This is a genomic window from Acinetobacter sp. V110_1 (assembly GCF_031798975.1).
Lineage (GTDB): Bacteria > Pseudomonadota > Gammaproteobacteria > Pseudomonadales > Moraxellaceae > Acinetobacter > Acinetobacter nosocomialis_A.
Genome location: NZ_JAVQNN010000012.1, coordinates 299,657 through 322,939 on the forward strand (window position 1 = coordinate 299,657; position 23,283 = coordinate 322,939).

26 protein-coding genes are annotated in these 23,283 nt (G+C 39.2%); 17 read left to right on the forward strand and 9 right to left on the reverse strand.

The window, feature by feature from the left end; all coding sequences use genetic code 11:
* Position 1 precedes the first annotated feature (1 nt).
* Genes RMA95_RS01870 through gstA form a run of 3 tightly spaced genes read right to left on the reverse strand, consistent with a single transcriptional unit; the run spans position 2 to position 1,229 of the window.
* The gene (locus RMA95_RS01870) at positions 2-382 is read right to left on the reverse strand and encodes a nuclear transport factor 2 family protein (protein WP_263614367.1); all 381 of its coding nucleotides are present in this window, start codon (positions 380-382) and stop codon (positions 2-4) included.
* Between the two features lies 1 nt (position 383).
* The gene (locus tag RMA95_RS01875) at positions 384-596 is read right to left on the reverse strand and encodes a 4-oxalocrotonate tautomerase family protein (RefSeq protein WP_263614368.1); all 213 of its coding nucleotides are present in this window, start codon (positions 594-596) and stop codon (positions 384-386) included.
* 24 nt (positions 597-620) lie between these two features.
* Positions 621-1,229: a glutathione transferase GstA gene (gstA, locus tag RMA95_RS01880; protein ID WP_263614369.1), complete on the reverse strand. Its 609-nt coding sequence runs from the start codon at positions 1,227-1,229 to the stop codon at positions 621-623.
* Positions 1,230-1,326: 97 nt separating this feature from the next.
* On the opposite strand from gstA, the gene RMA95_RS01885 reads away from it, so the two are divergent.
* The gene (locus RMA95_RS01885; RefSeq protein ID WP_200027199.1) at positions 1,327-2,253 is read left to right on the forward strand and encodes a LysR family transcriptional regulator; all 927 of its coding nucleotides are present in this window, start codon (positions 1,327-1,329) and stop codon (positions 2,251-2,253) included.
* Here RMA95_RS01885 and RMA95_RS01890 read toward each other — a convergent pair.
* On the reverse strand, positions 2,245-2,811 hold the full coding sequence (locus RMA95_RS01890) for a nicotinate-nicotinamide nucleotide adenylyltransferase (protein WP_311069427.1): 567 nt from the start codon (positions 2,809-2,811) through the stop codon (positions 2,245-2,247). The genes RMA95_RS01885 and RMA95_RS01890 overlap by 9 nt on opposite strands.
* Before the next feature lie 109 nt (positions 2,812-2,920).
* Between RMA95_RS01890 and RMA95_RS01895 the strand changes: the two genes are divergently transcribed.
* Complete coding sequence (locus tag RMA95_RS01895; protein WP_311069428.1) at positions 2,921-3,721, forward strand: enoyl-CoA hydratase; 801 nt, start codon at positions 2,921-2,923, stop codon at positions 3,719-3,721.
* On the opposite strand, the gene RMA95_RS01900 is transcribed toward RMA95_RS01895, so the two are convergent.
* The 4 genes from RMA95_RS01900 to purL form a co-directional block, all read right to left on the reverse strand.
* Complete coding sequence (locus RMA95_RS01900; RefSeq protein ID WP_311069429.1) at positions 3,714-4,028, reverse strand: NGG1p interacting factor NIF3; 315 nt, start codon at positions 4,026-4,028, stop codon at positions 3,714-3,716. The genes RMA95_RS01895 and RMA95_RS01900 overlap by 8 nt on opposite strands.
* Before the next feature lie 68 nt (positions 4,029-4,096).
* Entirely contained in the window at positions 4,097-4,222 is a 126-nt protein-coding gene (locus tag RMA95_RS01905) for a KGW motif small protein (RefSeq protein ID WP_311069430.1), read from the reverse strand.
* A gap of 198 nt (positions 4,223-4,420) precedes the next feature.
* Positions 4,421-5,626 carry a multidrug effflux MFS transporter gene (locus RMA95_RS01910; RefSeq protein WP_311069431.1) on the reverse strand — a complete coding sequence of 402 codons (1,206 nt, stop codon included), beginning with the start codon at positions 5,624-5,626 and terminating at the stop codon, positions 4,421-4,423.
* Positions 5,627-5,708: 82 nt separating this feature from the next.
* On the reverse strand, positions 5,709-9,542 hold the full coding sequence (gene purL, locus RMA95_RS01915; protein ID WP_311069432.1) for a phosphoribosylformylglycinamidine synthase: 3,834 nt from the start codon (positions 9,540-9,542) through the stop codon (positions 5,709-5,711).
* A gap of 309 nt (positions 9,543-9,851) precedes the next feature.
* Here purL and RMA95_RS01920 point away from each other — a divergent pair, with 309 nt between their 5' ends.
* The 10 genes from RMA95_RS01920 to pal all read left to right on the forward strand — a co-directional run bounded on the left by RMA95_RS01920 (position 9,852) and on the right by pal (position 19,577).
* Complete coding sequence (locus RMA95_RS01920; protein ID WP_311069433.1) at positions 9,852-11,192, forward strand: deoxyguanosinetriphosphate triphosphohydrolase; 1,341 nt, start codon at positions 9,852-9,854, stop codon at positions 11,190-11,192.
* 92 nt (positions 11,193-11,284) lie between these two features.
* Positions 11,285-11,884, forward strand: coding sequence for a Holliday junction branch migration protein RuvA (gene ruvA / locus RMA95_RS01925; protein ID WP_016140261.1), 600 nt, complete (start codon positions 11,285-11,287; stop codon positions 11,882-11,884).
* A gap of 8 nt (positions 11,885-11,892) precedes the next feature.
* Positions 11,893-12,897: a Holliday junction branch migration DNA helicase RuvB gene (ruvB, locus tag RMA95_RS01930; RefSeq protein ID WP_311069434.1), complete on the forward strand. Its 1,005-nt coding sequence runs from the start codon at positions 11,893-11,895 to the stop codon at positions 12,895-12,897.
* A gap of 204 nt (positions 12,898-13,101) precedes the next feature.
* Entirely contained in the window at positions 13,102-14,436 is a 1,335-nt protein-coding gene (locus tag RMA95_RS01935; RefSeq protein ID WP_311069435.1) for a M20 family metallopeptidase, read from the forward strand.
* Positions 14,437-14,647: 211 nt separating this feature from the next.
* Positions 14,648-15,055 (forward strand): tol-pal system-associated acyl-CoA thioesterase, encoded by a 408-nt coding sequence (gene ybgC / locus RMA95_RS01940; RefSeq protein ID WP_004699892.1) that lies wholly within the window; start codon positions 14,648-14,650, stop codon positions 15,053-15,055.
* A gap of 23 nt (positions 15,056-15,078) precedes the next feature.
* Positions 15,079-15,777 carry a protein TolQ gene (gene tolQ, locus RMA95_RS01945; RefSeq protein ID WP_311069436.1) on the forward strand — a complete coding sequence of 233 codons (699 nt, stop codon included), beginning with the start codon at positions 15,079-15,081 and terminating at the stop codon, positions 15,775-15,777.
* Positions 15,777-16,229, forward strand: a complete 453-nt coding sequence (gene tolR / locus RMA95_RS01950) for a protein TolR (protein ID WP_002052868.1) — start codon at positions 15,777-15,779, stop codon at positions 16,227-16,229. The genes tolQ and tolR overlap by 1 nt, the downstream gene beginning before the upstream one ends.
* 3 nt (positions 16,230-16,232) lie before the next feature.
* Positions 16,233-17,615 (forward strand): cell envelope integrity protein TolA, encoded by a 1,383-nt coding sequence (gene tolA / locus RMA95_RS01955; RefSeq protein ID WP_311069437.1) that lies wholly within the window; start codon positions 16,233-16,235, stop codon positions 17,613-17,615.
* Positions 17,616-17,705: 90 nt separating this feature from the next.
* The gene (tolB, locus tag RMA95_RS01960; protein ID WP_311069438.1) at positions 17,706-18,986 is read left to right on the forward strand and encodes a Tol-Pal system beta propeller repeat protein TolB; all 1,281 of its coding nucleotides are present in this window, start codon (positions 17,706-17,708) and stop codon (positions 18,984-18,986) included.
* A 27-nt stretch (positions 18,987-19,013) separates the two neighbouring features.
* On the forward strand, positions 19,014-19,577 hold the full coding sequence (gene pal / locus RMA95_RS01965) for a peptidoglycan-associated lipoprotein Pal (RefSeq protein WP_311069439.1): 564 nt from the start codon (positions 19,014-19,016) through the stop codon (positions 19,575-19,577).
* Between the two features lie 57 nt (positions 19,578-19,634).
* On the opposite strand, the gene RMA95_RS01970 is transcribed toward pal, so the two are convergent.
* Entirely contained in the window at positions 19,635-19,823 is a 189-nt protein-coding gene (locus RMA95_RS01970) for an NF038105 family protein (RefSeq protein ID WP_002052586.1), read from the reverse strand.
* A gap of 182 nt (positions 19,824-20,005) precedes the next feature.
* Here RMA95_RS01970 and RMA95_RS01975 point away from each other — a divergent pair, with 182 nt between their 5' ends.
* The 5 genes from RMA95_RS01975 to RMA95_RS01995 all read left to right on the forward strand — a co-directional run bounded on the left by RMA95_RS01975 (position 20,006) and on the right by RMA95_RS01995 (position 23,275).
* Positions 20,006-20,977 (forward strand): class 1 fructose-bisphosphatase, encoded by a 972-nt coding sequence (locus RMA95_RS01975; protein WP_311069440.1) that lies wholly within the window; start codon positions 20,006-20,008, stop codon positions 20,975-20,977.
* A gap of 58 nt (positions 20,978-21,035) precedes the next feature.
* Positions 21,036-21,812 (forward strand): RNA methyltransferase, encoded by a 777-nt coding sequence (locus tag RMA95_RS01980; RefSeq protein WP_151749563.1) that lies wholly within the window; start codon positions 21,036-21,038, stop codon positions 21,810-21,812.
* Between the two features lie 159 nt (positions 21,813-21,971).
* Complete coding sequence (locus RMA95_RS01985) at positions 21,972-22,586, forward strand: RNA polymerase sigma factor (RefSeq protein WP_000362317.1); 615 nt, start codon at positions 21,972-21,974, stop codon at positions 22,584-22,586.
* Positions 22,576-22,896 (forward strand): hypothetical protein, encoded by a 321-nt coding sequence (locus RMA95_RS01990; RefSeq protein ID WP_002052599.1) that lies wholly within the window; start codon positions 22,576-22,578, stop codon positions 22,894-22,896. The genes RMA95_RS01985 and RMA95_RS01990 overlap by 11 nt, the downstream gene beginning before the upstream one ends.
* Positions 22,886-23,275 carry a DUF3106 domain-containing protein gene (locus RMA95_RS01995; protein WP_022575263.1) on the forward strand — a complete coding sequence of 130 codons (390 nt, stop codon included), beginning with the start codon at positions 22,886-22,888 and terminating at the stop codon, positions 23,273-23,275. The genes RMA95_RS01990 and RMA95_RS01995 overlap by 11 nt, the downstream gene beginning before the upstream one ends.
* Positions 23,276-23,283 lie beyond the last annotated feature (8 nt).

Below are 23,283 nucleotides of genomic sequence, written 5' to 3' on the forward strand. Positions count from 1 at the left end.
TTCAGTCCGCTAATATTTGATAATGGAATACTTTCGATATGATCTTCCATTTCCCATCTTCGAACACAAATGTGAGAGCATCATAAAAATATTTAGGATGTATAACGCATTCAACATGTACTAGCGCCAACCGTTCATGAATCAAATTGATTGATCTGATTTTATCCTGTCGTGTTTGTCGCTTTGAAGCTGGAGAAATCCGACTCGCAACAATCGGAAAATATTCGACCATACTAAGCTGTAGTACGGGTTGCTCGGTTACATTGATATATATAGCATTAGGGTGAAAAACATTATTTAGAAGTTGCACATCACAAAAATACAAACCATCAAAATATTGCTCTAGTTGTTTCTGAATCTCAGTAATCGGATTATTTTGCATTTTAAGTACTCAAACTTTGTCTTTTTCGTATCTCAGAAACAGTTTCACCTGCAACACCCCAGTTATCGGTTTCAACTTCATTAATGACCACAAATGTAGTAGCCGGATCTTTATCAAGTATGCGAACCATAAGCTCCGTTGCTTCTCGAATTAACTGTTGTTTCTGCTGTAGCGAGACATTTTCTTTAGTAATTTGAATTAAGATATAAGGCATACTCACCTCCTTTTATAATTTTCTTTAATAACAAGGAGATTCTGCTGCAATAGAATCTTGAACGGTTTGACGCTCGGCAATTCTCTGCATAAAACTTGCTAAATGCATAAAGTGCTTTAGATCAAGCCCAATAAAATCAGCCCAGCGAGTAACAACAAAAAGATAAATATCAGCAATCGTAAAGTTGTTTCCTGTTAAATAATTTTGCCCCTTTAATTGTTCATCAATCTGTGAATAGTGTTTATTGAGGATGATGCTATATACACTTTTGAATTGTTCATTATAAGAGTCATTGAAAAATGGCGAATACGCTTTATGAATTTCAGAAGCAATAAAATTCATCCATGAGAGAGTCTTGTAACGATCGGTGGTATTTATTTCAGCTAATAAATCTTTTCGTGACGATTGGTCAACAAGAAATTGGCTAATTACAGCGCCTTCCGTTAACAATGAACCATCATCAAGCTGTAATAAAGGTACTTGTCCTTTTTTATTAAGTTGGTAAAAGTCTTCACCCTTTTCTGTTAAATGCTGGTGTAAATCGACTTTGATTAATTCAAATGCAAATCCCAGCTCTCTTAAAACAATATGTGGCGCTAAAGAACAGGCATTTGGTGAATAAAATAGTTTCATAAAATAACTCCATACAAGGTATGAAAATCATCTTATTGTTTACTTATATGTGCTTAAATAGCTCGGAACTCAAATCATTTTTTACATGGTGTAATAAATGGCTCAACAGCTAAAAAGAATGATGTTTAGTAGCGTAGAGCTATTTTGCTTAGTCGCAGAAAACGAAAGCTTTTCCAAAGCAGCACTTCATGCAGGTGTTAGTCCAGCAGCGGTAAGCCGTTCAATTGCCCGATTAGAAAAACATTTAGCAACACCACTTTTTATGAGAACGACTCGACAAGTACGTTTGACACCACAAGGAAAAATGTATTTTGAGGAATGTAAACAAGCATTAAATCAAATTTTAGAAGCTGAGCAACAACTTAAAAACCAAAAGCAACAACCCTCAGGTTTGATTCGCATCAGCGTACCAACACCTTATGGGCATTACCGAATATTGCCATTATTAGCAAAATTCTCACGACAATATCCTGCCATCGAAGTTGATGTTCAACTCACCAATAAAAATGTGGACTTTATTGCAGAAGGATATGACTTAGCAATTCGTGGACGACAATTTGCTGATTCGAATTTGATTGCACGTCAGCTTGAACAAGCTGAGCTAATTGTGGTGGCTTCACCAGAATACTTAAAAAATTTCGGCACACCGCAGACCCTTGACGATTTACAGCATCATCAATGCATTCAATTTGTGTTACCTAGTACAGGAAAAAATGTGCCTTGGTTATTCAATTCAAATCATCAAACTATTGAATATCAAAGCACAGGTAAGATTCGTTGTTTAGATGATATTTTAGGTACTGTCACCTTAGCAAAACATAGTGCAGGATTATTACAAACCTACCGTTTTATAGTAGAAAAAGAGCTTAAAAATGGAGAATTGCTTGAGGTTCTTACAAAACTTTCAGGAACTTCACGTCCGTTTTCTCTACTCTACCCACTCAAAAAACACGAATCTTTTCATATTCGTGTGTTTATCGATTTCTTGATTCAAGAATTAAAGCCACAAACTGATTTAATTTAAATTACTTTTATCATCTATGAGATATTTGCGTTGTAATTCAGCATAAATTTCAGTTTCTTTAAATTCATCTAAAAACTTAATCGTTCCTACAGGAAAAAATTCCGTTTGGATTTCCCCACGATAATAAGCTTCACGCATTGGCGTTGCTGAAATAGAGTCTTTTAAGCTATCCAGCTCAACCATAATCCATTCTGGAAATAACCTTAAATAATAAGATGACTCATCCTTAAAATGCCCAATCAGACCAACTTTTGAATTCGGTTCTATTACATTATTTACCAGTGATTTGACTTGTTTTACCCACTTCTCATCATTATAAACATCGACGACATGCACAAATCGAATACGCTTTTGCTCATCCGGTGAAAAATTTGACAAGATCATTTGCTCGCGCTCTACTGCTAAGAACGGATTCTTGATATTGCGCTCCATTTGAGCAGAGCCTAATGCTAAAACGACATAATGGCTTTGCTGCAAAGCAATTTCAATTGTCTGCATATGAGCCAAATGAAATGGTTGAAAACGCCCTATAAAAACAAGATAGTCAAATGTATACATAATGAGTTTTTCACTTTTTATGAACTCACCAGTTACGCTTATTACAAAAAATATGCGCCATAATGAGAACCTAAAAATCAACAACGTGGTTTAAAGCAAGGATAGTACGATGACACTTAGCTGTATTCAACAACCTCATCAACATTTACAAGCAAATTTAGAAGGTGGCGTACTCACCTTAGCCATAAATCGCCCAGAAGCAAAAAATGCATTATATGGCGAACTTTACTTATGGATTGCTCAAGCGCTTGATGAAGCTGACCAAAATAAAGATGTCCGAGTAGTCGTTTTACGCGGTGTAGAGCAAGATTTTACCGCTGGTAATGACATGAAAGACTTTATGGGTTTTGTACAAAATCCTAATGCAGGTCCAGCAGGTCAAGTTCCTCCATTTGTACTCCTTAAATCTGCTGCCAGATTATCAAAGCCACTTATTATCGCAGTAAAAGGTGTAGCAATTGGTATTGGTGTTACGATTTTATTACATGCAGACTTGGTTTTTGCTGACAACACTGCCCTATTCCAAATTCCATTTGTAAGTCTTGGTCTTTCCCCTGAAGGTGGTGCAAGTCAATTATTGGTTAAGCAAGCAGGTTATCACAAAGCAGCTGAATTACTGTTTACTGCAAAAAAATTCAATGCAGAAACTGCTCTACAAGCAGGCTTAGTGAATGAAGTCGTTGAAGATTCTTATGCATCCGCTCAGGCAACTGCTCAGCACTTAACAGCATTACCGCTTGCTTCACTAAAACAAACAAAAGCATTAATGAAGCATGATCTGGATAAGATCATTGCATGTATTGATCATGAAGCTGAAATTTTTATGCAACGCGTTCAATCACCTGAAATGCTAGAAGCTGTACAGGCATTTATGCAAAAACGTAAACCAGATTTCTCACAATTTAACTAATATCCAAAATTTGGATAAATTCAAAGGCAGGCTCTTCGTAAGGATGGCTTGCCTTTAATGCTTTCGCAACCTCACTTGCCTTTTCTTCAAGTACAATTGTTTCAACGCGCCATTCTTCAACTTGTTCGAGTTCACCCAACTCTCCAATATAAGGATCAGCGCCTTTGACTGGTTTAAACTGCCCTATCCCTTTGACTTGCCATGCGCAGTGTTCATAGTTACCTATACCCCCTGCTCCAGCAGTAAATATGGACTGTTTAGTCGACTCAAGATGTGACTCAGGTACGTAATAAATCAACTTTAACATGAGTAGAATGACTCAAAACTATTGGACTTGCTTTAAATCATACCGTTAAAAAAGCTTCTAAATCAAAGTCAGCTCATCAGTGCCAAATAATTTGCTCCAATAAAAAGAATTTGAATAGCAAGCGCCAAGCCAAATAAGCGCCAACCTCTGTCCTTTGTAGACATCGTTCCTATATGATTTTTGTTTTTCATCATTTTGATCTCCGATTTTTATCGTTGTTACAGAGAAAGCAAAAATTGAACCAACCTCAAATAAAGCATAAGGGGTTAAATAGTAAGCTGTCTATACTCTTATACGTTTTTTTAAATGCTTCAAGAGCTTCAACAATCTATACGCAACTATTAGTTTGAAGAAATTTGAAAATTCAGTAATTTATCTTCATCCCTATAATTTTAAGCATCCGATTTCTTTAAATATCTATTCTCATATATTGTCATAGCGAAAGCCAAACCACACAAAATGACAAAACCACAGGTCATTGGTATTAATGTCCCGTCATATAATTGCCCAATAATAGAGGCAAGAATAAGTGACAAAACGGAGGCCGCTGCACCAATAATGGCCGAAGCCATACCAGCAACATGCCCCATTGGCTCCATTGCAATCGCATTTAAGTTACCAAATAAAGTTCCAAATAATAAAAACAGAATACAGGCATAAAGCATAAACATCCAGAATGACACAGCCACGCCTAAAAGTTGAATTCCTAAGAAAACCAAAGAAATTAAGCACAAACCTAGAAAGCCATAAATACAAATTGGACGCATACCAAACTTCATCACAATTTTAGAGTTGGTAAATGAAGCAATTCCCATCACACCCGCAAGCACAGCAAAGTAAGCACTAAATTCTTGTCCTGTTTTACCAAACTGCTGCATAAAAATTTGTTGAGAAGTTCCCAAATAGCCGATAAATCCACCAAAGCAAAAGCCTGCACATAGTAAATAACTCATGGTGGTTTTATTACTTACGACTTCTTTAAAGCCCTCTTGAAATGCTTGTAAACGCATAGGTAAACGATTTTCTGGCAGTAACGTTTCTTCTAATCGTAAAGCGACCCATGCCCCAACGACTGTGGCATAGACCATATATAAAACGAAAATATCACGCCAACCAAAGAAATGAATAATAAGCTGTCCCAGACTTGGTGCAATCGCTGGAGCGACCATAAATACCATCATGATTAAGGACATAATACGGGCCATTTGAGCACCGCTGTATTTATCTCGCACAATCGAAATAGAGGCAACGTAAGGTCCAGAAACCCCAATACCTTGAATAAAGCGCCCTACTAAAAACCATTCAAAACTTTGTGTGGTAAAGCACAATAAACTTCCCAAAAAGTAAATGATGATCCCAGCAAATAAAATGCGCTTACGACCGATCGCATCAGATAGTGGTCCAGCAATAAGTTGCCCTATTGTCATACCGGAAAAAATACCAATAATGACCCACTGTGTTTGATTATTATTCTTTAAGTCAAAAACTCGTCCAATCTCACCTAAAGCAGGTAAGACAGCATCTATTGAAAAAGAAACAATAGACATGAGTAATGCCATCAGAAGTGCAAACTCACGGAAATGGATTTTTGATTTCATTTTTCTTCTCTACTATTTATTCTACTCACATTGTACTACATACAAATAAGCCACCTTTCGGTGGCTTATTTCACTTTTTATATTAACCAATAAACTTACGAGCGTTACGGAACATACGTAACCATGCACCGTCTTCAGTCCACTCTTCTGGACTCCAAGAGTGTTGAATTGCACGGAAAGTACGCTCTGGGTGCGGCATCATAATCGTTGCACGACCATCTTTAGAGGTTACACCAGTAATCGCTTCCGGCGAACCGTTCGGATTCAACGGATAATGTTGAGTCGGGTTACCGTGACTATCAACATAACGCAACGCAACTTGATTAGCTGCATTTAAGTTTGCAATATCAGTTTCACTCGCAACTGCACGACCTTCACCATGTGCAACAGCAATTGGTAAAATCGAACCTTCCATACCATCAAGTAATACAGAAACAGATTTTTCAACACGAACGTTTACGCTACGCGCTTCAAAAACTTCTGACATATTGCGGTGGAAACGTGGCCAGTGTTCAGCACCCGGAATAAGCGGTGCTAATTGTGACAACATTTGGCAACCATTACAGATACCTAAGCTAAACGTACCTTCACGGTGGAAGAATTGTTCAAACTGATCACGTAACTTCGCATTGAACAGAACTGATTTTGCCCAGCCACCGCCTGCACCCATTACGTCACCGTAAGAGAAACCACCACAAGTCACTAAACCTTCGAAATCACTTAGGCTTACACGACCAGCGAGTAAGTCGCTCATGTGTACGTCAATCGTATTAAAGCCAACTTTGTCAAAAGCTGCAGCCATTTCAATATGACCATTTACACCTTGCTCACGCAAGATTGCCATATTAGGACGACGGCTATTAATATACGGTGCTTCAATAGGTTCATTTAAATCAAATGTAGGTTTTGCAATTAAACCTTGATGTGATTTATCAGTAATTAAAGCAAATTCTTGATCAGCAGTTTCAACGTTATCACGTAAACGTTGGATCTGATGAGATACTTCAGACCAAGCCTGTTGTAACTCTGCACGCTCTAGTGTTAAGCCATTTACAGATAATTGATCGGTGTTATTTACGCGACCAACTACCGCAATTGCATCTTTCAAGCTAGAAGCAGCAACTTCTGCTTGTAAAGCTTCCCAATCAGCTGCTTTGATTTGAACTACTGCACCAATTTCTTCTGCAAATAAGCCCGCAGTAGTTTGGTTTTCTAATGCCACACCTAGACGTGAAGCAAACATCATTTCAGCTACAGTTGCGAGTAAACCACCATCACCGATGTCATGGTAAGCTTGAATCAAACCACGGTTATTCCAGTCTTGAATTAAAGCAAAGAACGCTTTGAAATCATCAAAACTATCGACATCTGGAGTGATTGAACCAATTGCTTTATATACTTGAGCAAGAATCGAACCACCTAAACGGAACTGACCTTTAGATAAATCAATACGAACAAGTACTGAATCTTCTAAATTCTTAAGTTCAGGCGTTAAAGTCTTACGAACATCAGCTACTGGAGCAAATGCAGTAATTACACCAGTCATTGGAGATGTTACAGCTTTATCTTCGCCGTTGTCGTTCCAAGTGGTACGCATTGAAAGTGAGTCTTTACCTACAGGAATTGCAATTCCCAAAGCAGGACACATTTCCATACCAATCGCTTTCACACCTTCAAACAATGCTTGGTCTTCACCTTTTTGACCAGCAGCAGCCATCCAGTTTGCAGAAAGTTTGATATCGCTAATTTGTTCAATGTTTGCACATGCAATATTAGTAATTGCTTCAGCAACTGCCAAACGAGCAGACGCTGCTGGATTTAGCAATGCAACTGGTGGACGCTCACCCATTGCCATTGCTTCACCAGTGAAGCCTTGTAGGCTTGTAGTTGTTACTGCTGCATCCGCAACAGGAATCTGCCAACGACCAACCATTTGGTCACGTGCAACCATACCAGTAATTGAACGGTCACCAATAGTGATTAAGAATGACTTAGAGGCAACTGTAGGATTTTTCAATACACGGAAAATCGCATCTTTCAAATCAACTTTTGAAGCGTCAAATTCGTTGCCTTTACGTTCAATTGTTTCATAAGAACGTTGCATACGCGGTGTACCACCAAGCATCACTTGCATTGGGATATCAACTGCATTGTTTTGGAACAATGGATCTTCAACAGTTAAATGACGTGCTTCAGTTGCTTCACCTAACACGGCAAATGGACAACGTTCACGAGCACAGATTGCTTCGAACTGTTCTAAAGACTCTGGACGAATTGCAAGAACATAACGCTCTTGTGCTTCGTTTGACCAGATTTCCATTGGGCTCATGCCCGGTTCTAATGAAGGAATCTTACGAAGATTAAGAACTGCACCTAACTCATGGTCATTTACAAGTTCAGGCATTGCATTTGATAGACCACCCGCACCAACGTCGTGTACAGAAACGATTGGGTTGAAGTCTTCTAAGCGCCAGCATGTATCGATCACTTCTTGACAACGGCGCTCCATTTCTGGGTTTTCACGCTGTACAGAAGCGAAATCAAGGCTTTCACCCATTGTACCGCTGTCTACAGAAGATGCTGCACCGCCACCAAGGCCGATTAACATTGCAGGGCCACCCAATACAATGAGCAAGTCACCTGGTTGAATCGCATCTTTTTCTACATGGTCAGGACGAATGTTACCGTAACCACCAGCGATCATGATTGGCTTATGGAAGCCCTTCACTTCACCATTTACGTTTTGTTCGAAAGTACGGAAATAACCATTTAAAGCAGGACGACCGAATTCGTTGTTAAATGCCGCGCCACCTAATGGACCTTCAATCATAATTTGTAATGGCGATGCCATACGTGAAGGTTTACCGTAGTTTTCTTCCCAAGGTTGTTCAAAACCAGGAATATTTAAGTTAGAAACTGTAAAGCCTGTTAAACCAGCTTTTGGTTTACCACCACGACCAGTTGCACCTTCATCACGGATTTCACCGCCTGAACCAGTAGCAGCACCAGCAAATGGAGAAATTGCTGTTGGGTGGTTGTGAGTTTCAACCTTCATTAAAATATGAGCGGCTTGGCTCTTATACTTATAAACAAAATGACCGTTTTCATCTGCTTTTGGATAAAAACGCATAGTGTCATAACCAACAATTACAGAAGCGTTATCTTTGTATGCTGATAACACATCAGTTGGTGATTCTTTATAAGTATTTTTAATCATTTGGAACAATGATAATGGTTGTTTTTCACCATCAATTGTCCATTCAGAACCGAAAATTTTATGACGACAGTGTTCAGAGTTTGCTTGTGCAAACATCATTAACTCGATGTCATTTGGATTACGGCCAAGTCGAGTGAACGCTTCAGTTAAATAATCAATTTCTTGTTCAGATAACGCAAAACCAAATTCGTTGTTGGCTTTTACTAAAGCTTCTTTACCTTCACCCAAGATATCAATTGAGTTTAAAGGTTTTGGAGCTGTTTCTGAAAAGAGCGCTTTTGCATCATCAATTTGAGCAAAAACAGTTTCTGTCATACGGTCATGAAGTACTTGTTTTACTTCATTAGAAATTTCAGAAACACCTTTTAAGGTAAATAAAAGACCACGTTCTAATCGGTGAACTGGCGTATTACAGTTCTTGAAAATATCAGTTGCTTTAGAAGACCAAGGTGAAATAGTACCCACACGTGGTGTTACTAAAATCTGAATCTCATCACTTGCAGGTTGACGAAGTTCAAAAGACTCACCGTCATTTAATAATTGCAAAGCAGATTGATGTTGCTGCTCGTTGAGCGCTTGATCAAACAAATAGACCCATTGGCTGTCAAAAGATTGAACAGAACTAATTGACGATAAACGTGTTAATAGTTGAGCTTTCTTAAAAGAAGAATGTGCTGCTGCACCGGCCACGATAAACATGTTGATTTTGGCTCCACGGGCAGGTCTTGTGAACCTTACCGCAATGTGACTTTAGAGAGAGCGCATATTCTACTGTGTCTTGCTAAAATCAGCTAGATGTAGAATCAGTATTCTGTAACCTAATTCTGCAAGAAGTGATGTGTTTTTTGTTCAAAATCATTTTTTTAAGGATTATAGGTAAAAATAAATTGTTTCATGTTTATTCAATAACATAATAAAACCTGAACTAAGACAAACCATGTCGCACCACGCTAGTGCTTTTAAGTTTTTTTTGGCATGATCAGGCTTTATAGTTTTGAATAATGATAAATGGAACAAATGCGTTGGTTAGAACTGCTTTCTGCGGTTCGTTTAGGCAGTAAAAAAAGCAGTACAGAGTTGGCTCGTAGCCCATTTCATAAAGATTATGACCGCATTATATTCTCGCAAAGTTTTCGTCAGTTAAACCGTAAAACTCAAGTTCACCCTCTAGCACAGCATGACGGTATCCATACTCGTTTAACTCACTCCCTTGAGGTTTCCTGTATTGGCCGTTCCATGGGTATGCTTGCAGCCGAAAAAATAAAAGATGAATTGCCCGTTTGGATTTCTCCTGCCGATGTCGGCGCAATTATTCAAGCAGCTTGCCTTGCTCACGATATTGGTAACCCACCCTTCGGTCATGCTGGTGAATATGCTATTCGTGAATGGTTTGACGATGCATCACATAATGATTTTCTAAAAAAATTAACTCCTGAAGAAGAGGCTGATGTACGTCAGTTTGAAGGTAATGCTCAAGGTTTACGCCTCTTAACCCGTATTGACTATCATCCAGACGATGGAGGCATGCGTTTAACTTACGCGACCCTAGGTGCATATTTAAAGTATCCTTGGCTTTCAAAAACAATAGCTTCTCAAGGTGATCGTCCATCACACCAACGAGCCAAATTTGGTTGCTATCAGTCTGAAAAAGAAATTTTAAAGCAAATTGCTGAACAGCTTGGTCTCATTCAATTAGGTGAATATCACTACTGCCGTCATCCACTCACCTATTTATTAGAAGCAGCAGATGATATTTGTTATGCTCTCATTGATTTAGAAGATGGCATTATTTTAAATATGCTGAATTACCAAGAAGTTGAACCCATTTTTCTCAACTTAATTGCAGATTATGGTCAACCCGAAGAGTTGTCACAGCCAAGCAGTACATGGCAACAAAAAATTTCGGCATTACGTGGCCGTGTTATGAAACGTTTGGTCGATGAAGTCACAACAGCTTTTGCCAAGCATCAGTATGAAATTATTACAGGTCAGCTTCAAGGTAACCTTTTACAATACTGCTCGCCTGATATTGCTAAAGGGATTGAAACAGCCAAAAATCTGGCTCGTGAAAAAATCTTTGAACACCCACAAAAGTCTGGTTTAGAAATTATTGCACATCAAAGTTTACAGACGATACTAGATGCATTTGTACCATTAACCATGCCACACAAATCTTTAAGTTTTAAAGAACAACGTTTAATGTCCATCCTTCATTTGTATGGTGCTCGCTTTAGCAACAATCACTACAACAATATCATGCAGGTACTCGATATTATTAGTAAGTTCTCAGATCATCAGGCTTATAGCTTGGCGCAAGAGTTACAAGGCAATAAAATAGGTCTGTTTTAAGCTGGCTTAATATAGAAAGAAATAAAACCAGTGTCGTTTTCAATTAATGTTAAACGGCCAGATTTACAGTTATGAATAAGTGAAATTACGTTATGATCGGATGTTTAATTGGCGAAGTGTTTGCCCTAGAAGCCCCTACTGTCTTACTCAATGTAAATGGTGTGGGTTATGAAATTGATACGCCACTTTCAACATTTTGCCAATTACAAAAAGGCCAAAAAGTTACGCTATGGACGCATTTAGTTGTGCGTGAAGATGCACAGCAGCTCTACGGTTTTAGCGATGCTCAAGAAAAAACTATTTTCCGCACCTTATTAAAAGTAAATGGTGTCGGTCCGAAAATGGCATTAGGTATTCTCTCTACTTTAAGTGTTGAATTGCTAGTACACACAATTGAACATGATGATATTAATACGCTGGTCAAAGTTCCGGGCGTTGGTAAAAAAACAGCTGAACGTTTAATGATTGAACTTCGTGACCGTTTTAAAACCTTGGCTCAAGGCACTTCAACTACGGCGACCATGCCTCAAATTCAATTTGCTGCAAACTCTCCTGTTGCAGAAGCAGAAGCAGCGCTACAATCTTTAGGTTATAAGCCACTTGAAGCACAAAAAGCTGTAGCTGCGGTTAAAGCCGATTACACTGAATCAGCCGATATTATTCGTGCTGCTCTTAAATCAATGATGAAGTAAACACACCTATGCAAGACCGTCTAATCAGTGGCACAGAAAAACCTGAAGATCATTTTGATCGGGCTATTCGACCAACTTCACTTGTCGATTATATTGGGCAGCCAGTTGTACGCGAGCAAATGGAAATCTTCATTGGCGCTGCGCGTGGTCGCGGTGAAGCGCTCGACCACACACTGATTTTTGGTCCACCGGGTTTAGGTAAAACCACACTGGCTAATATTATCGCACGTGAAATGGGTGGCAACCTCAAATCGACTTCAGGGCCTGTATTAGAGCGTGCGGGTGATTTGGCTGCGATGCTCACCAACCTTGAAGAAGGTGACGTTTTATTTATTGATGAAATCCACCGTCTTTCACCAGTAATTGAAGAAATTCTGTATCCAGCTATGGAAGATTACCAATTAGACATCATGATTGGTGAAGGCCCTGCTGCTCGTTCAATTAAACTTGATTTACCGCCTTTTACCCTAGTTGCTGCAACTACACGTGCGGGCTTACTCACCTCACCACTACGTGACCGTTTTGGTATTGTGCAACGTCTTGAGTTCTACTCTGTAGAAGACTTAACTCACATCGTGTCACGTTCTGCAAACCTCATGGATGTACCGATTACAGTTGAAGGTGCAGAAGAAGTAGCTCGTCGCTCACGCGGCACACCGCGTATTGCCAATCGTTTATTACGACGTGTTCGTGACTACGCACAAGTGAAAGGTACAGGTGAAGTGACCCATGAAATGGCACAACGTGCGCTTGATATGCTTAATGTCGATAAAGCTGGCCTAGATACCCTAGACCGTCGTTATTTGAGCATGTTACTCGAGCGTTTTGATGGTGGCCCTGCTGGAGTTGAAGCGCTTGCAGCAGCTATGGCTGAAGATAGCGGTACACTTGAAGATGTGATTGAGCCTTATTTAATTCAACAAGGTTATGTCATGCGTACTGCTCGAGGTCGCATTGCAACCAACCAGTCTTATTTACAGTTTGGAATGACACCACCTGAGCCTAAAAACTAATCAAAGGAAGAGAATTTTCTCTTCCTTTTTTAATTTAACGGTTCTTCTTAACTCAAATAAAAATTGCTTTATCAATAATTTAGCCACTCCATACCTTTTAAGTCTTTCTTTATACCTTATTGATTTTTTAATATTTTTAAAAACTGAATTATAAGCAATCTAGATATTAAATCTTATGAACAATAATATTTTTAGGATAAGGACATGTATAAGAAAGCCGCTTTAGTTTTTCCACTAGCCCTCATAAGCCAGCTGAGCCTAGCAGATTGGGTCAAAGATGCCGCACAACAAAATGAAAATCAGGTCATTCAATTAAGACAACATATTCATCAAAATCCTGAACTGGGCAATATGGAAGTTAAGACATCTGCGCTTGTTCAAAAAGAATTAAAGTCTTATGGCATTCAAGTCAAAACAGGTTATGCAAAAACAGGTGTTGTAGGTATTTTAAAAGGTAATAAACCCGGCCCTATAATTGCGCTTAGAGCAGATATGGATGCGCTACCTATGGAGGAAAAAAGTGGTGTTCCATTTGCGAGTAAACAAAAAGCAATTTATCAAGGTAAAGAAAATTACGTAATGCATGCTTGTGGACATGATGCCCATACCGCAATGCTATTAGGTGCGGCAAAAATTCTGGCTGCCAATAAAGATAAAATATCAGGTACGGTTGTCTTTGTTTTTCAACCTGCGGAAGAAGGTGGAGCAGATATAGACAACTTCACACAAGGTGATCAAATCGGCTCCAGAAAAATGATCGCAGATGGAGCATTTAAAGACTATAAACCTGAAGCCATTTTTGGAATACATGTCATCTCTGGTATGCAAAGTGGCCACCTTTATTATAAAGATGGCGCTATTTTAAATAGTGCAGACCACTTACGTATTCAGGTCAACGGCAAGCAGGTACATGGTTCTACCCCTTGGTTAGGTAGAGATCCGATTTATGCATCGGCACAAATGATTAATAATTTACAGAGCCTTATTAGCCGGAGAACCGACCTTACCCAAGGTATGGGCGTAGTGAGTATTGGTAATATTCAAGGTGGTACAGCAGGAAATGTGATTCCCGAACAGGTCAATATGGTTGGGACTATTCGTTCTAATAATGAACAGATACGGGCAAATATCTTAAAAAGTTTACCAGTCATGATAGAACACGACGCTCAAGCCAATGATGTGACTGCTAAAGTTGAAATTGCACCTTATGCTCCAGTGACTATGAATGACAAAGCACTGACTCAGCTTATTCAGCCAACTTTAGTCAAGGTTGCTGGAGACTCAAAACTTCATGTTTTAGATCATAATGCAAGCGCAAGTGAAGATTTTGCCTATTATGGAAAATTAATGCCGTCATTCTTTGTTTTCTTAGGTGCAACACCAGAAAATCAGGACTTAACTCAAGCTGCACCAAATCATAGTCCTTATTTTATTGTAGATGACAAGGCCTTAAAAACAGGAACCGAGCTGCATGTAAGATTCGTATTAGATTATCCGAATATATCAAAACAAGTTCAAATCTCATGGAAGCCCTCTTAAGTCAAAAGCATGCTAGCCATAAGATGTACCGTTTTTAGATTATAAATAGAGCAATCGCAATTGAAAGGTTGTGCCATAGGACTTAGTATGCAATCTGCTAAACTGCCCCGTATTTAAAAGCAGATGTATGACTTTGATTAGAACTGATGTTTTATTCAGCAGTCATATTTTAAATATAAAGCTCTATAGTGAACTAAAACGGAATACTCTCATGGCGAATCATTTTGAATTCAATATTCGTGTTTATATCGAAGATACGGACGCAGGCGGTATCGTTTACCACGCCAACCACATTCGCTATATGGAACGTACCCGTACAGAATGGCTCCGTGCTTCTGGCGTTGATCATTACTGGCATCAAAAAGACTACAACTTTGTTGTCCACAAAATCGACGTAAAATACATGCGCCCTATCTTAATGGATGACCTAATTACTGTTACAGCACGTGTAGTTTCATGTAAAGCTGCGTCATTTGTGTTGCAACAAAATATTTATCGTGGTGAAATCTTGCTTGCTTCTGGCGAGGTTGAGTTGGCATGTTTAAGTAAAGAACTGGTAGCTCGTCGTCTTCCAGAAGAAATACGTGATCTTATTCGTAAAGAATTGGAACAAGACTAAAAAAACAACCGGCATATGTAACTATGGCAACAAACATTGAATCAACCCTGCATATTTCTGACCTTATCTTACAAGCAAGTCCAGTCGTCCAATTGGTCATGCTGATTTTATTGTTAGCATCAATCTTTAGTTGGTACCTCATTGCCAAGTTACATATGGGTTATAAAAAAGCACGTCAAGGCGATGAACATTTCCAAAAAATGTTCTGGTCTGGTGCTGAACTTAATACCCTCTATAACAATGCACAACTCAACTCAAAACGTTCAGGCCTTGAAGATATTTTTTATCAAGGATTGAGTGAGTTTTTTAAACTTAAAAAACGTCAAGCATCTACTTCTCAAACAATTGAAGGCACCGAGCGTATTTTACGTGTAGGTTTAAGTCGTGATCAGGGTACTCTTGAATATGGTCTAGGCACTCTAGCAAGTATTGGTTCTGTTGCCCCATATATCGGTTTATTCGGTACTGTTTGGGGAATCATGAATGCTTTTATTGGTTTGGCTGCCGTTGATCAAGTCACATTAGCGACGGTTGCACCGGGTATTGCTGAAGCACTTATTGCAACTGCAATTGGTTTATTTGCTGCAATTCCTGCGGTATTAGCTTTTAACCACTTTACGGCTAAAAGCGAAAGCGTCTACTCTGACCGCGCACTATTTGCCGAAGAGATGATTGCTTTATTGCAACGTCAATCTGTGGGTTCATCACAGGAAGATGCATAATGGCCATTCAACGTTCAGGGCGCTTTGAGCGCATAAAAAAACCATTAAAAAGTGACATGAACGTCGTGCCTTATATCGATGTAATGCTAGTACTTTTAGTTATTTTCATGGTGACTGCGCCCATGATTACTAGCGGTATCAAAGTCGATTTACCTCAGGCAAATAATCGTCCAATTGAATCCAAAGATATGCCAGCCATGGTAACGATTGGTAAAGATGGCAATATTTATCTTCAATATCAAGATTATAAAGACAACGAGCCACTTTCTCGTGAAAAGCTTGAATCTGTTTTAAGTGAAGCACAAAAGCAAGCTGAGCAGGAAAACAAACAACTTACGGTTTTAGTGAATGGTGATAAGTCGCGCCCTTACGGCGAAGTCGTATCATTGATGGCAAGTTTACAAGAAGCAGGTTTAACTCAAGTTGGCCTTCTGACAGAGCCTTTAAAATAAGCTATGAACAAAAATCAAAAGCCTCCTTTTAAACAAAATGCGATTGCATTGGGCTTCACACTTGGAGTTCATGCAATTGCCATTGTCGGCTTGCTTTTTTTAGGCTTGAGTAAACCACCTGAACAGCCAAAAAAGCTGACGACTATCTTAGTTAAGCCAGAAGATTTACCACCACCTTTAGCAAAAGAAGTTGAGCAACAAACTACTGCAGAAAATCAGGCAGAAGAAGTTCTAAGCCCGATTGTGGATGAAAATGTTCCTCAAAATCTTCCAGCAATACCATCACCTCCTCCGCCAACAGCACAACATCTGGTTGCCCAAAAGCAAAAAGCTGAGCAGGCACAGCAAGCAAAATTAGCTGAGGAAAAACGTAAAGCTGAAGAAGCTGCTAAAGCGAAACAAGCTGCGGAACAGCAACGTTTGGAGGAAGCTCAAAAACAACAGACTGAGGCTAAGCGTCAAGCTGAGGCAAAAGCTGCAAAAGTTGAAGCTGAAGCAAAAAACAAACATGAACAAAGTGAGGCTCGCAAAGCTGAAGAAGCTGCTAAACGTAAAGCTGAGGCTGATGCAAAACTGAAACGTGAAGCTGAAAATGCAAAACTTCAGGCACAGCAAGAAGCAAAACGTAAAGCTGAAGCTGAAGCAAAAGCCAAACATGAAGCTCGTAAAGCAAACGAAGATGCTAAACGCAAAGCTGCTGAGGATGCGAAAGTTAAACAGCTGAAAGCAGCTGAAGATGCTAAGCGTAAAGCTGAGGCTGATGCAAAAGCTAAACATCAAAAAGCAGCTGAAGATATCAAGCGTAAAGCTGAAGCTGATGCAAAGGCTCAAAAGCAGAAAGCGACTGAGGATGCTAAGCGTAAAGCTGAGGCTGATGCAAAAGCCAAACATCAAAAAGCAGCTGAGGATGCCAAGCGTAAAGCTGAAGCTGATGCAAAGGCCCAAAAGCAGAAAGCGGCTGAGGATATTAAGCGTAAAGCTGATGCTGACGCAAAAGCGAAACAGCAAAAAGCTGCTGAAGATGCAAGACGTAAAGCTGAAGCAGAGGCCGAAGCAAAAGCTGCATCTGCTAAAAAAGCACAGGAAGAAGCTGCTCAGAAAAAGGGTGAAGCCAAAAAAATTGCATCTTCAGCGAAGCGTGATTTTGAGCAGAAAATTAGAAATGCTTGGGATATTCCAGCAGGAACATCAGGTCAAAAAGCAACTGCGCGTGTCACTCTTAGCGATAGTGGAGCTGTATTATCAGTTATTGTTAGCTCTAGCAACCCAGATGTTAAAGCCAGTGTCGAAGCAGCGATTCGTTCTGCTGCACCTTACCCTATGCCATCTGATCCTGATGCTCGACGCGAAGCAAGATCATTCAGTTCAACATTTACTGCAAAATAAGTATCTTGTTACATGCTTTAAATAGTTTAAGGCATGTAACTATGTTACAAAATCCACAGTCACAAAAATGCCTTCAATGACTTTAAACCTATGAAAACGAGCCGCAAACACATTCTAGCCTTAACGCTGCTTACAGCATTAAGTCCTCTTGCTCCAACAGCTGCCTTTGCTCAACTACATTTAGAAATTGCAAAAGCACCTGATCAGGCGCCTAAAATCGCTATTGTTCCCTTTAATAATGACAATGGACTTTATCCAATTGTTGAAACGGACTTAAACCGTTCAGGACGTTTCACAAGTTCATCGAAAAACTTACCTGCAAATGCTGCTATTAATCAAATTCAAGCATCCGATTGGCAAGCTGCTGGTATTCCATATGTTGTTACTGGGCAAATTAAGCAAACAGCTGATGGGTTTGAAGTCCATTACCAACTTTATGATGTACAAAAACAGCAATATCTTCTCAATGAGTTGTTGAATGTTCCTGCTTCACGCATCCGTCAAGCTGGACATATGGTTAGTGATGCTATTTATCAAGCATTGACTGGTATTGCAGGCGATTTTAGCGGTCGTATCGCTTATGTATTACGTAACCCGGCAACTCCTGCGGAACGTTACACTTTACAAATTGCCGATACAGATGGTGAGCAACCAAAAACTGTTCTCTCTTCACGCGACCCAATTCTGTCTCCAGCATGGACTCCTGATGCTAAAAAAATTGCTTATGTTTCTTTCGAAACTAAACGCCCAGCAATTTACTTACAAGATCTATCTACTGGAACACGTGAAGTACTTACCAGCTTTAAAGGCTTAAATGGTGCGCCAAGCTTTTCACCAGATGGCAAATCAATGCTATTTACAGCATCGATGAATGGTAACCCTGAAATTTATCAAATGGATTTATCAACTCGCCAAGTCAAACGTATGACGAATGATTCTGGCATTGATACAGAAGCACGTTACACACCAGATGGGAAAGCTTTTATTTTTACATCTGACCGTGGAGGCTCTCCTCAAATTTATCGCTATGATTTTGGAGATGGCTCAGTAAAACGCTTAACATTTAAAGGGTCGTTTAATGCTCGTGGTACTTTAAGTACAGATGGTAAAAAAATAGCACTGGTGCATCGACCAAGTGGCAGTAACTATAAAGTTGCTATCCAAGATATTAATACAGGCATTGTCAATATTCTTACCCCAACGAGTTTAGATGAATCACCAAGTTTCTCACCAAATGGGCAAATGGTGGTTTACGCAACTCGTGAAGGGAACCGTGGTTTACTGTCTATCATGTCCACTGATGGTCGTTTCCGTATGAATTTACCGAGTGAACAAGGTGAAGTACGTGAACCAGCCTGGGCACCTAAATAACTTTTTATTCCATTGATGGAGATGATGATGAAATCAATCAAATATTTGGCCCTTCCTCTACTTAGTGTAGCGCTTGTCATGACAGGTTGTGCGAGCCGTAAGCCTGCAACAACGGCAACTACTGGTACTACAAACCCAAGTACAGTAAACACAACTGGTTTAAGTGAAGAGGCCGCATTAAATGCCCAAAATTTGGCAGGTGCTTCATCAAAAGGTGTAACTGAAGCAAATAAAGCTGCTTTAGCTAAACGTGTTGTTCACTTCGATTATGACAGCAGTGATTTATCTGCCGAAGATTATCAAACACTTCAAGCCCATGCTCAGTTCCTCATGGCAAATGCAAACTCAAAAGTTGCATTGACAGGTCATACAGATGAACGTGGTACACGTGAATACAACATGGCTTTAGGTGAGCGTCGTGCAAAAGCTGTTCAAAGTTACCTCATTACAAATGGTGTAAATCCACAGCAACTTGAAGCTGTAAGTTATGGTAAAGAAGCTCCTGTTAACCCAGGCCATGACGAATCAGCTTGGAAAGAAAATCGCCGTGTTGAAATTAACTATGAGGCAGTTCCTCCTCTATTAAAATAAAATATCCCTTTAAAAAATAAACGCCCATCTATGGGCGTTTATTTTTGCTTTCTTAATTTAAGAAGATTTATTTTCCTCTTCTTCTGAATGTTGCATCGACTCAATCAAATCATGCTTATTAAAAGCTTTATATTCAGGTTTAGCTTCATAGTCTTTCCAAGCTTCCTGAACACTTTCTTTCGAAATTTCTTCTAAATTGATTGGTTCACCTGCCGTTGGGGTCGCATCAAACTTCTTAGTTGTCATTTCGATTCTCCTAAATATACATTCCTTTGCTATGCAAACAACATACCATGTAAAATGGGGCTTGTAAGCATAAATGCAACACAAATAAAGTAAGATAATTTTTATTTTCTGGCATTCTCATCTAGAATATGCCACGTATTTATTTGACTCATTTTGATGCTTGCGCACAGGAGCGTTTTTTTATGTCCAACCTCACATTGTCCCAATTTTTACAACAACAAAAAGGGAACCTAACACCTGAGTTGGCCCAAGTCATCGACACCATTGCTAAGACTTGTAAAACCATTGACCAAGCCCTACAAAAAGGTGCTTTGGCTGGAATTTTAGGTAGTGCAGGTAATGAAAATGTTCAAGGTGAAACACAGAAAAAACTTGATGTGATTTCTAATGACTATTTAATTGATGCTTTAAAAGTTCACCCTCATGTTGGTGGTCTTGCATCTGAAGAACTTGACGACTTTACACCTGCGCAAGAAAACGGCGAATACTTGGTATTATTCGACCCATTAGATGGTTCAAGTAACATTGATATCAACATGTGCGTAGGAACAATCTTCTCGATTCTCCCTGCAAAAAATGCAGTGACACAGTCACAAGATTTCATGCAAGCAGGAACTCAACAGGTTGCTGCTGGTTATGTGTTATATGGCCCATCAACAATGATGGCTTTAACCGTTGGAAACGGTGTAGCTTTCTTTACTTTAGACCCAGAAACTCAAACATTCTTACTTACTACAGAGAATGTTCAAGTATCAGCAGACACTCAAGAGTTTGCAATTAACGCATCTAATCAGCGTCATTGGGAACAACCAGTAAAGCAATATATTGAAGAGTTACTTGCAGGTAAAACATCTGTACGTGAAAAAGATTTCAATATGCGTTGGGTAGCGTGTATGGTAGGCGATATTCACCGTATTTTATGCCGTGGCGGTATTTTCCTTTATCCATATGACTTAAAAGACCCGAAAAAAGCAGGTCGTTTACGTTTAATGTATGAAGCTAACCCAATGAGTATGCTTATTGAACAAGCAGGTGGTTCATCAACTACTGGCCGTGTTCGTATTTTAGATATTGAACCTACTGAGCTTCACCAACGTGTTCCTGTAATTATTGGTTCTAAAAATGAAGTTGAACGCGTAACAAGCTATCATTAATAATTTAAATTATAGAGGGCGTCATATAGTATGATGACGCCCTTTTGGATATATCCTTATGGCGGTTATTTTTTTAGAATCAAAAGACAATGCAAAAATTAAACATTTGCGTGGTTTAATTGAACTCAATAGCGCCCGAAAAAAGCATCAGCAAACAGTTCTTGAAGGTACTCATCTTTGCCTAGCTTGGTTACAACAACAGAAAAAGCTCTTTTCGTTGTTTACGACTGAACAGGCGTTGGAACATGACGATTTAAAGAAAATTATCGAACTTCATCAGGGTCATGTTTTTATTATTAGTGAAGTTCTATACAAAGACTTAAGTACCTTAGGTAATACGCTTCCTTGTTTGGCTATTATTGATTTACCTAAAACAGCATCAACGATTGATTATAGCTTAGACACTCTAATTCTCGAAAATGTACAAGACCCAGGTAACGTAGGTACATTATTACGTTCAGCAGCAGCAGCAAATATTAAACAAATCATTTGTACTCAAGGTTCTGCCTCACTTTGGTCTCCTCGCGTTTTAAGAGCAGGTATGGGAGCTCATTTTAGTTTACATTGTTTTGAAAACTTTCAATTGACCGATATTCTTCCTAAATTCGATATTCCTGTTTTCGTTACAAGTTCTCATCGCTCAACCAGTCTTTATTCAAAAGATCTTTCAAAGCCATGCGTTTGGATTTTAGGCAACGAAGGACAAGGCGCAAGTGATTATGCTTTAGAGCATGCGCAGTCGGTGACAATACCGCAGCCCGGTGGTCAAGAGTCATTAAATGTAGCAATTGCAGGATCTATTTGTTTTTTTGAAATGGTTCGCCAACGCCAATAAAACGTTAATTTATTTTACATCGCTCATATTTGTGAAAAAAATCATTTACACTACTAAAAAATAGCCGATTGTTGTCAACCTCCCACCTCTTTTCAACGTTATATAAGAGATATATTGAAGATAAGGTGGGTACGTCCAATGACAGGATTTTCCATCTCCATGGATTTAGCACCGAAAAAGTCTCGATCGGAAGCATCTAGTGTTCATGCCAGCACGGCTGAACAACGCCTAAAGGTTTTTATGCAAGATGTTACTGGTCGTGCTTTGGTGATGATGGAGAGTGCTACCCAAGGTCAACAAGGCATTGCCATGGACTTGGTTCAAGAAGCATTTATTGCTTTACACAAGTCTTACGCCGATCGAAGTACTGAAGAATGGTATCCGCTGTTTTATACTATTCTAAACAACAAACTTCAGGATTGGCGCCGCAAAGAAGCACGTCGGGCAAACCCATTTTCATTCTTCAAAAAAGTTAGTCTAGACAATGATGATGAAGAGATCATTGATATTGTCGATGAAAAAGCAATCAATCCAGCAGATTTTCTAGATCAAGCAGTAACCATAGAAGAGATTCAGGAAGCGATTGCAAAACTACCTGTTCGTCAACAACAAGCTTTCATGTTACGTGCGTGGGAAGGTTTCGACACCCATACTACAGCACAAATTATGAACTGCACTGAAGGTAGTGTAAAAACCCATTATCATCGAGCAATTCAGGGACTTAGAGAGTACTTAGCGCATTTAAATCCCATGGGAGGTTCCAATGAATCATGATGATTTCACTAAAAAGGTGACGTCTAAACTCGATAGTTTAGCCCATCACCATAAAAATAAAACAGTGGTGATGAATCATGTGCTTGACCATATCCAACAAAAACCAGCCTCTTTTTATAGTGTCTGGAAAATGACTGGTTTTGCACTTGCTGCAGCGATTACGGGTTTTGTTATTTTACCCAATTCGGTAGATATGATGGATAAGCCACAAAATCAAGTTGTTGTAAATCCTAAATTATCTCCACAAATGGTGGAAGATTTAGAAATGCTGATGGTGTTGGGTGAGGATAAAGTTCAACATGGTAGCTAAAAAGTTAGCACTTATCCTTTGTTCATTAAGTTTCCTGCAAACCAGTTTTGCGGGTTTTGAACGCTTTTGGATTTTTTCTAAAGATGCCAATACTCAAGTAGACGATACTTGGAATGCTCTATCTGAAGAAGAGCAACGAGCAGTAATTAAACGTTATCAAAGTTTAAAAGAATTGCCACCAAACCAAAGCGCTAACTTGCAACAACGCATGGATTGGTTCAACCAACTTCCAGATGCAGAAAAGCAAAAAATGCGCGAAGCTTGGCAAAAAATGAGTACACAAGAGCGTAATGATTTACGTCAGCGTATGTTAAAAGCAAGTGCTGATGAAAGAACTGCTATACGCGAAGAATATATCAATAAATATTTAGAGCACTAAAAAATCAC

Excerpts from the sequence above, each read along its gene's own strand:
- RMA95_RS01870 (WP_263614367.1), bottom strand. The coding sequence starts at position 382 with ATGCAAAATAATCCGATTACTGAGATTCAGAAACAACTAGAGCAATAT.
- RMA95_RS01875 (WP_263614368.1), bottom strand. The coding sequence starts at position 596 with ATGCCTTATATCTTAATTCAAATTACTAAAGAAAATGTCTCGCTACAG.
- gstA (WP_263614369.1), bottom strand. The coding sequence starts at position 1,229 with ATGAAACTATTTTATTCACCAAATGCCTGTTCTTTAGCGCCACATATT.
- RMA95_RS01885 (WP_200027199.1), top strand. The coding sequence starts at position 1,327 with ATGGCTCAACAGCTAAAAAGAATGATGTTTAGTAGCGTAGAGCTATTT.
- RMA95_RS01890 (WP_311069427.1), bottom strand. The coding sequence starts at position 2,811 with ATGTATACATTTGACTATCTTGTTTTTATAGGGCGTTTTCAACCATTT.
- RMA95_RS01895 (WP_311069428.1), top strand. The coding sequence starts at position 2,921 with ATGACACTTAGCTGTATTCAACAACCTCATCAACATTTACAAGCAAAT.
- RMA95_RS01900 (WP_311069429.1), bottom strand. The coding sequence starts at position 4,028 with ATGTTAAAGTTGATTTATTACGTACCTGAGTCACATCTTGAGTCGACT.
- RMA95_RS01905 (WP_311069430.1), bottom strand. The coding sequence starts at position 4,222 with ATGATGAAAAACAAAAATCATATAGGAACGATGTCTACAAAGGACAGA.
- RMA95_RS01910 (WP_311069431.1), bottom strand. The coding sequence starts at position 5,626 with ATGAAATCAAAAATCCATTTCCGTGAGTTTGCACTTCTGATGGCATTA.
- purL (WP_311069432.1), bottom strand. The coding sequence starts at position 9,542 with ATGTTTATCGTGGCCGGTGCAGCAGCACATTCTTCTTTTAAGAAAGCT.
- RMA95_RS01920 (WP_311069433.1), top strand. The coding sequence starts at position 9,852 with ATGGAACAAATGCGTTGGTTAGAACTGCTTTCTGCGGTTCGTTTAGGC.
- ruvA (WP_016140261.1), top strand. The coding sequence starts at position 11,285 with ATGATCGGATGTTTAATTGGCGAAGTGTTTGCCCTAGAAGCCCCTACT.
- ruvB (WP_311069434.1), top strand. The coding sequence starts at position 11,893 with ATGCAAGACCGTCTAATCAGTGGCACAGAAAAACCTGAAGATCATTTT.
- RMA95_RS01935 (WP_311069435.1), top strand. The coding sequence starts at position 13,102 with ATGTATAAGAAAGCCGCTTTAGTTTTTCCACTAGCCCTCATAAGCCAG.
- ybgC (WP_004699892.1), top strand. The coding sequence starts at position 14,648 with ATGGCGAATCATTTTGAATTCAATATTCGTGTTTATATCGAAGATACG.
- tolQ (WP_311069436.1), top strand. The coding sequence starts at position 15,079 with ATGGCAACAAACATTGAATCAACCCTGCATATTTCTGACCTTATCTTA.
- tolR (WP_002052868.1), top strand. The coding sequence starts at position 15,777 with ATGGCCATTCAACGTTCAGGGCGCTTTGAGCGCATAAAAAAACCATTA.
- tolA (WP_311069437.1), top strand. The coding sequence starts at position 16,233 with ATGAACAAAAATCAAAAGCCTCCTTTTAAACAAAATGCGATTGCATTG.
- tolB (WP_311069438.1), top strand. The coding sequence starts at position 17,706 with ATGAAAACGAGCCGCAAACACATTCTAGCCTTAACGCTGCTTACAGCA.
- pal (WP_311069439.1), top strand. The coding sequence starts at position 19,014 with ATGAAATCAATCAAATATTTGGCCCTTCCTCTACTTAGTGTAGCGCTT.
- RMA95_RS01970 (WP_002052586.1), bottom strand. The coding sequence starts at position 19,823 with ATGACAACTAAGAAGTTTGATGCGACCCCAACGGCAGGTGAACCAATC.
- RMA95_RS01975 (WP_311069440.1), top strand. The coding sequence starts at position 20,006 with ATGTCCAACCTCACATTGTCCCAATTTTTACAACAACAAAAAGGGAAC.
- RMA95_RS01980 (WP_151749563.1), top strand. The coding sequence starts at position 21,036 with ATGGCGGTTATTTTTTTAGAATCAAAAGACAATGCAAAAATTAAACAT.
- RMA95_RS01985 (WP_000362317.1), top strand. The coding sequence starts at position 21,972 with ATGGATTTAGCACCGAAAAAGTCTCGATCGGAAGCATCTAGTGTTCAT.
- RMA95_RS01990 (WP_002052599.1), top strand. The coding sequence starts at position 22,576 with ATGAATCATGATGATTTCACTAAAAAGGTGACGTCTAAACTCGATAGT.
- RMA95_RS01995 (WP_022575263.1), top strand. The coding sequence starts at position 22,886 with ATGGTAGCTAAAAAGTTAGCACTTATCCTTTGTTCATTAAGTTTCCTG.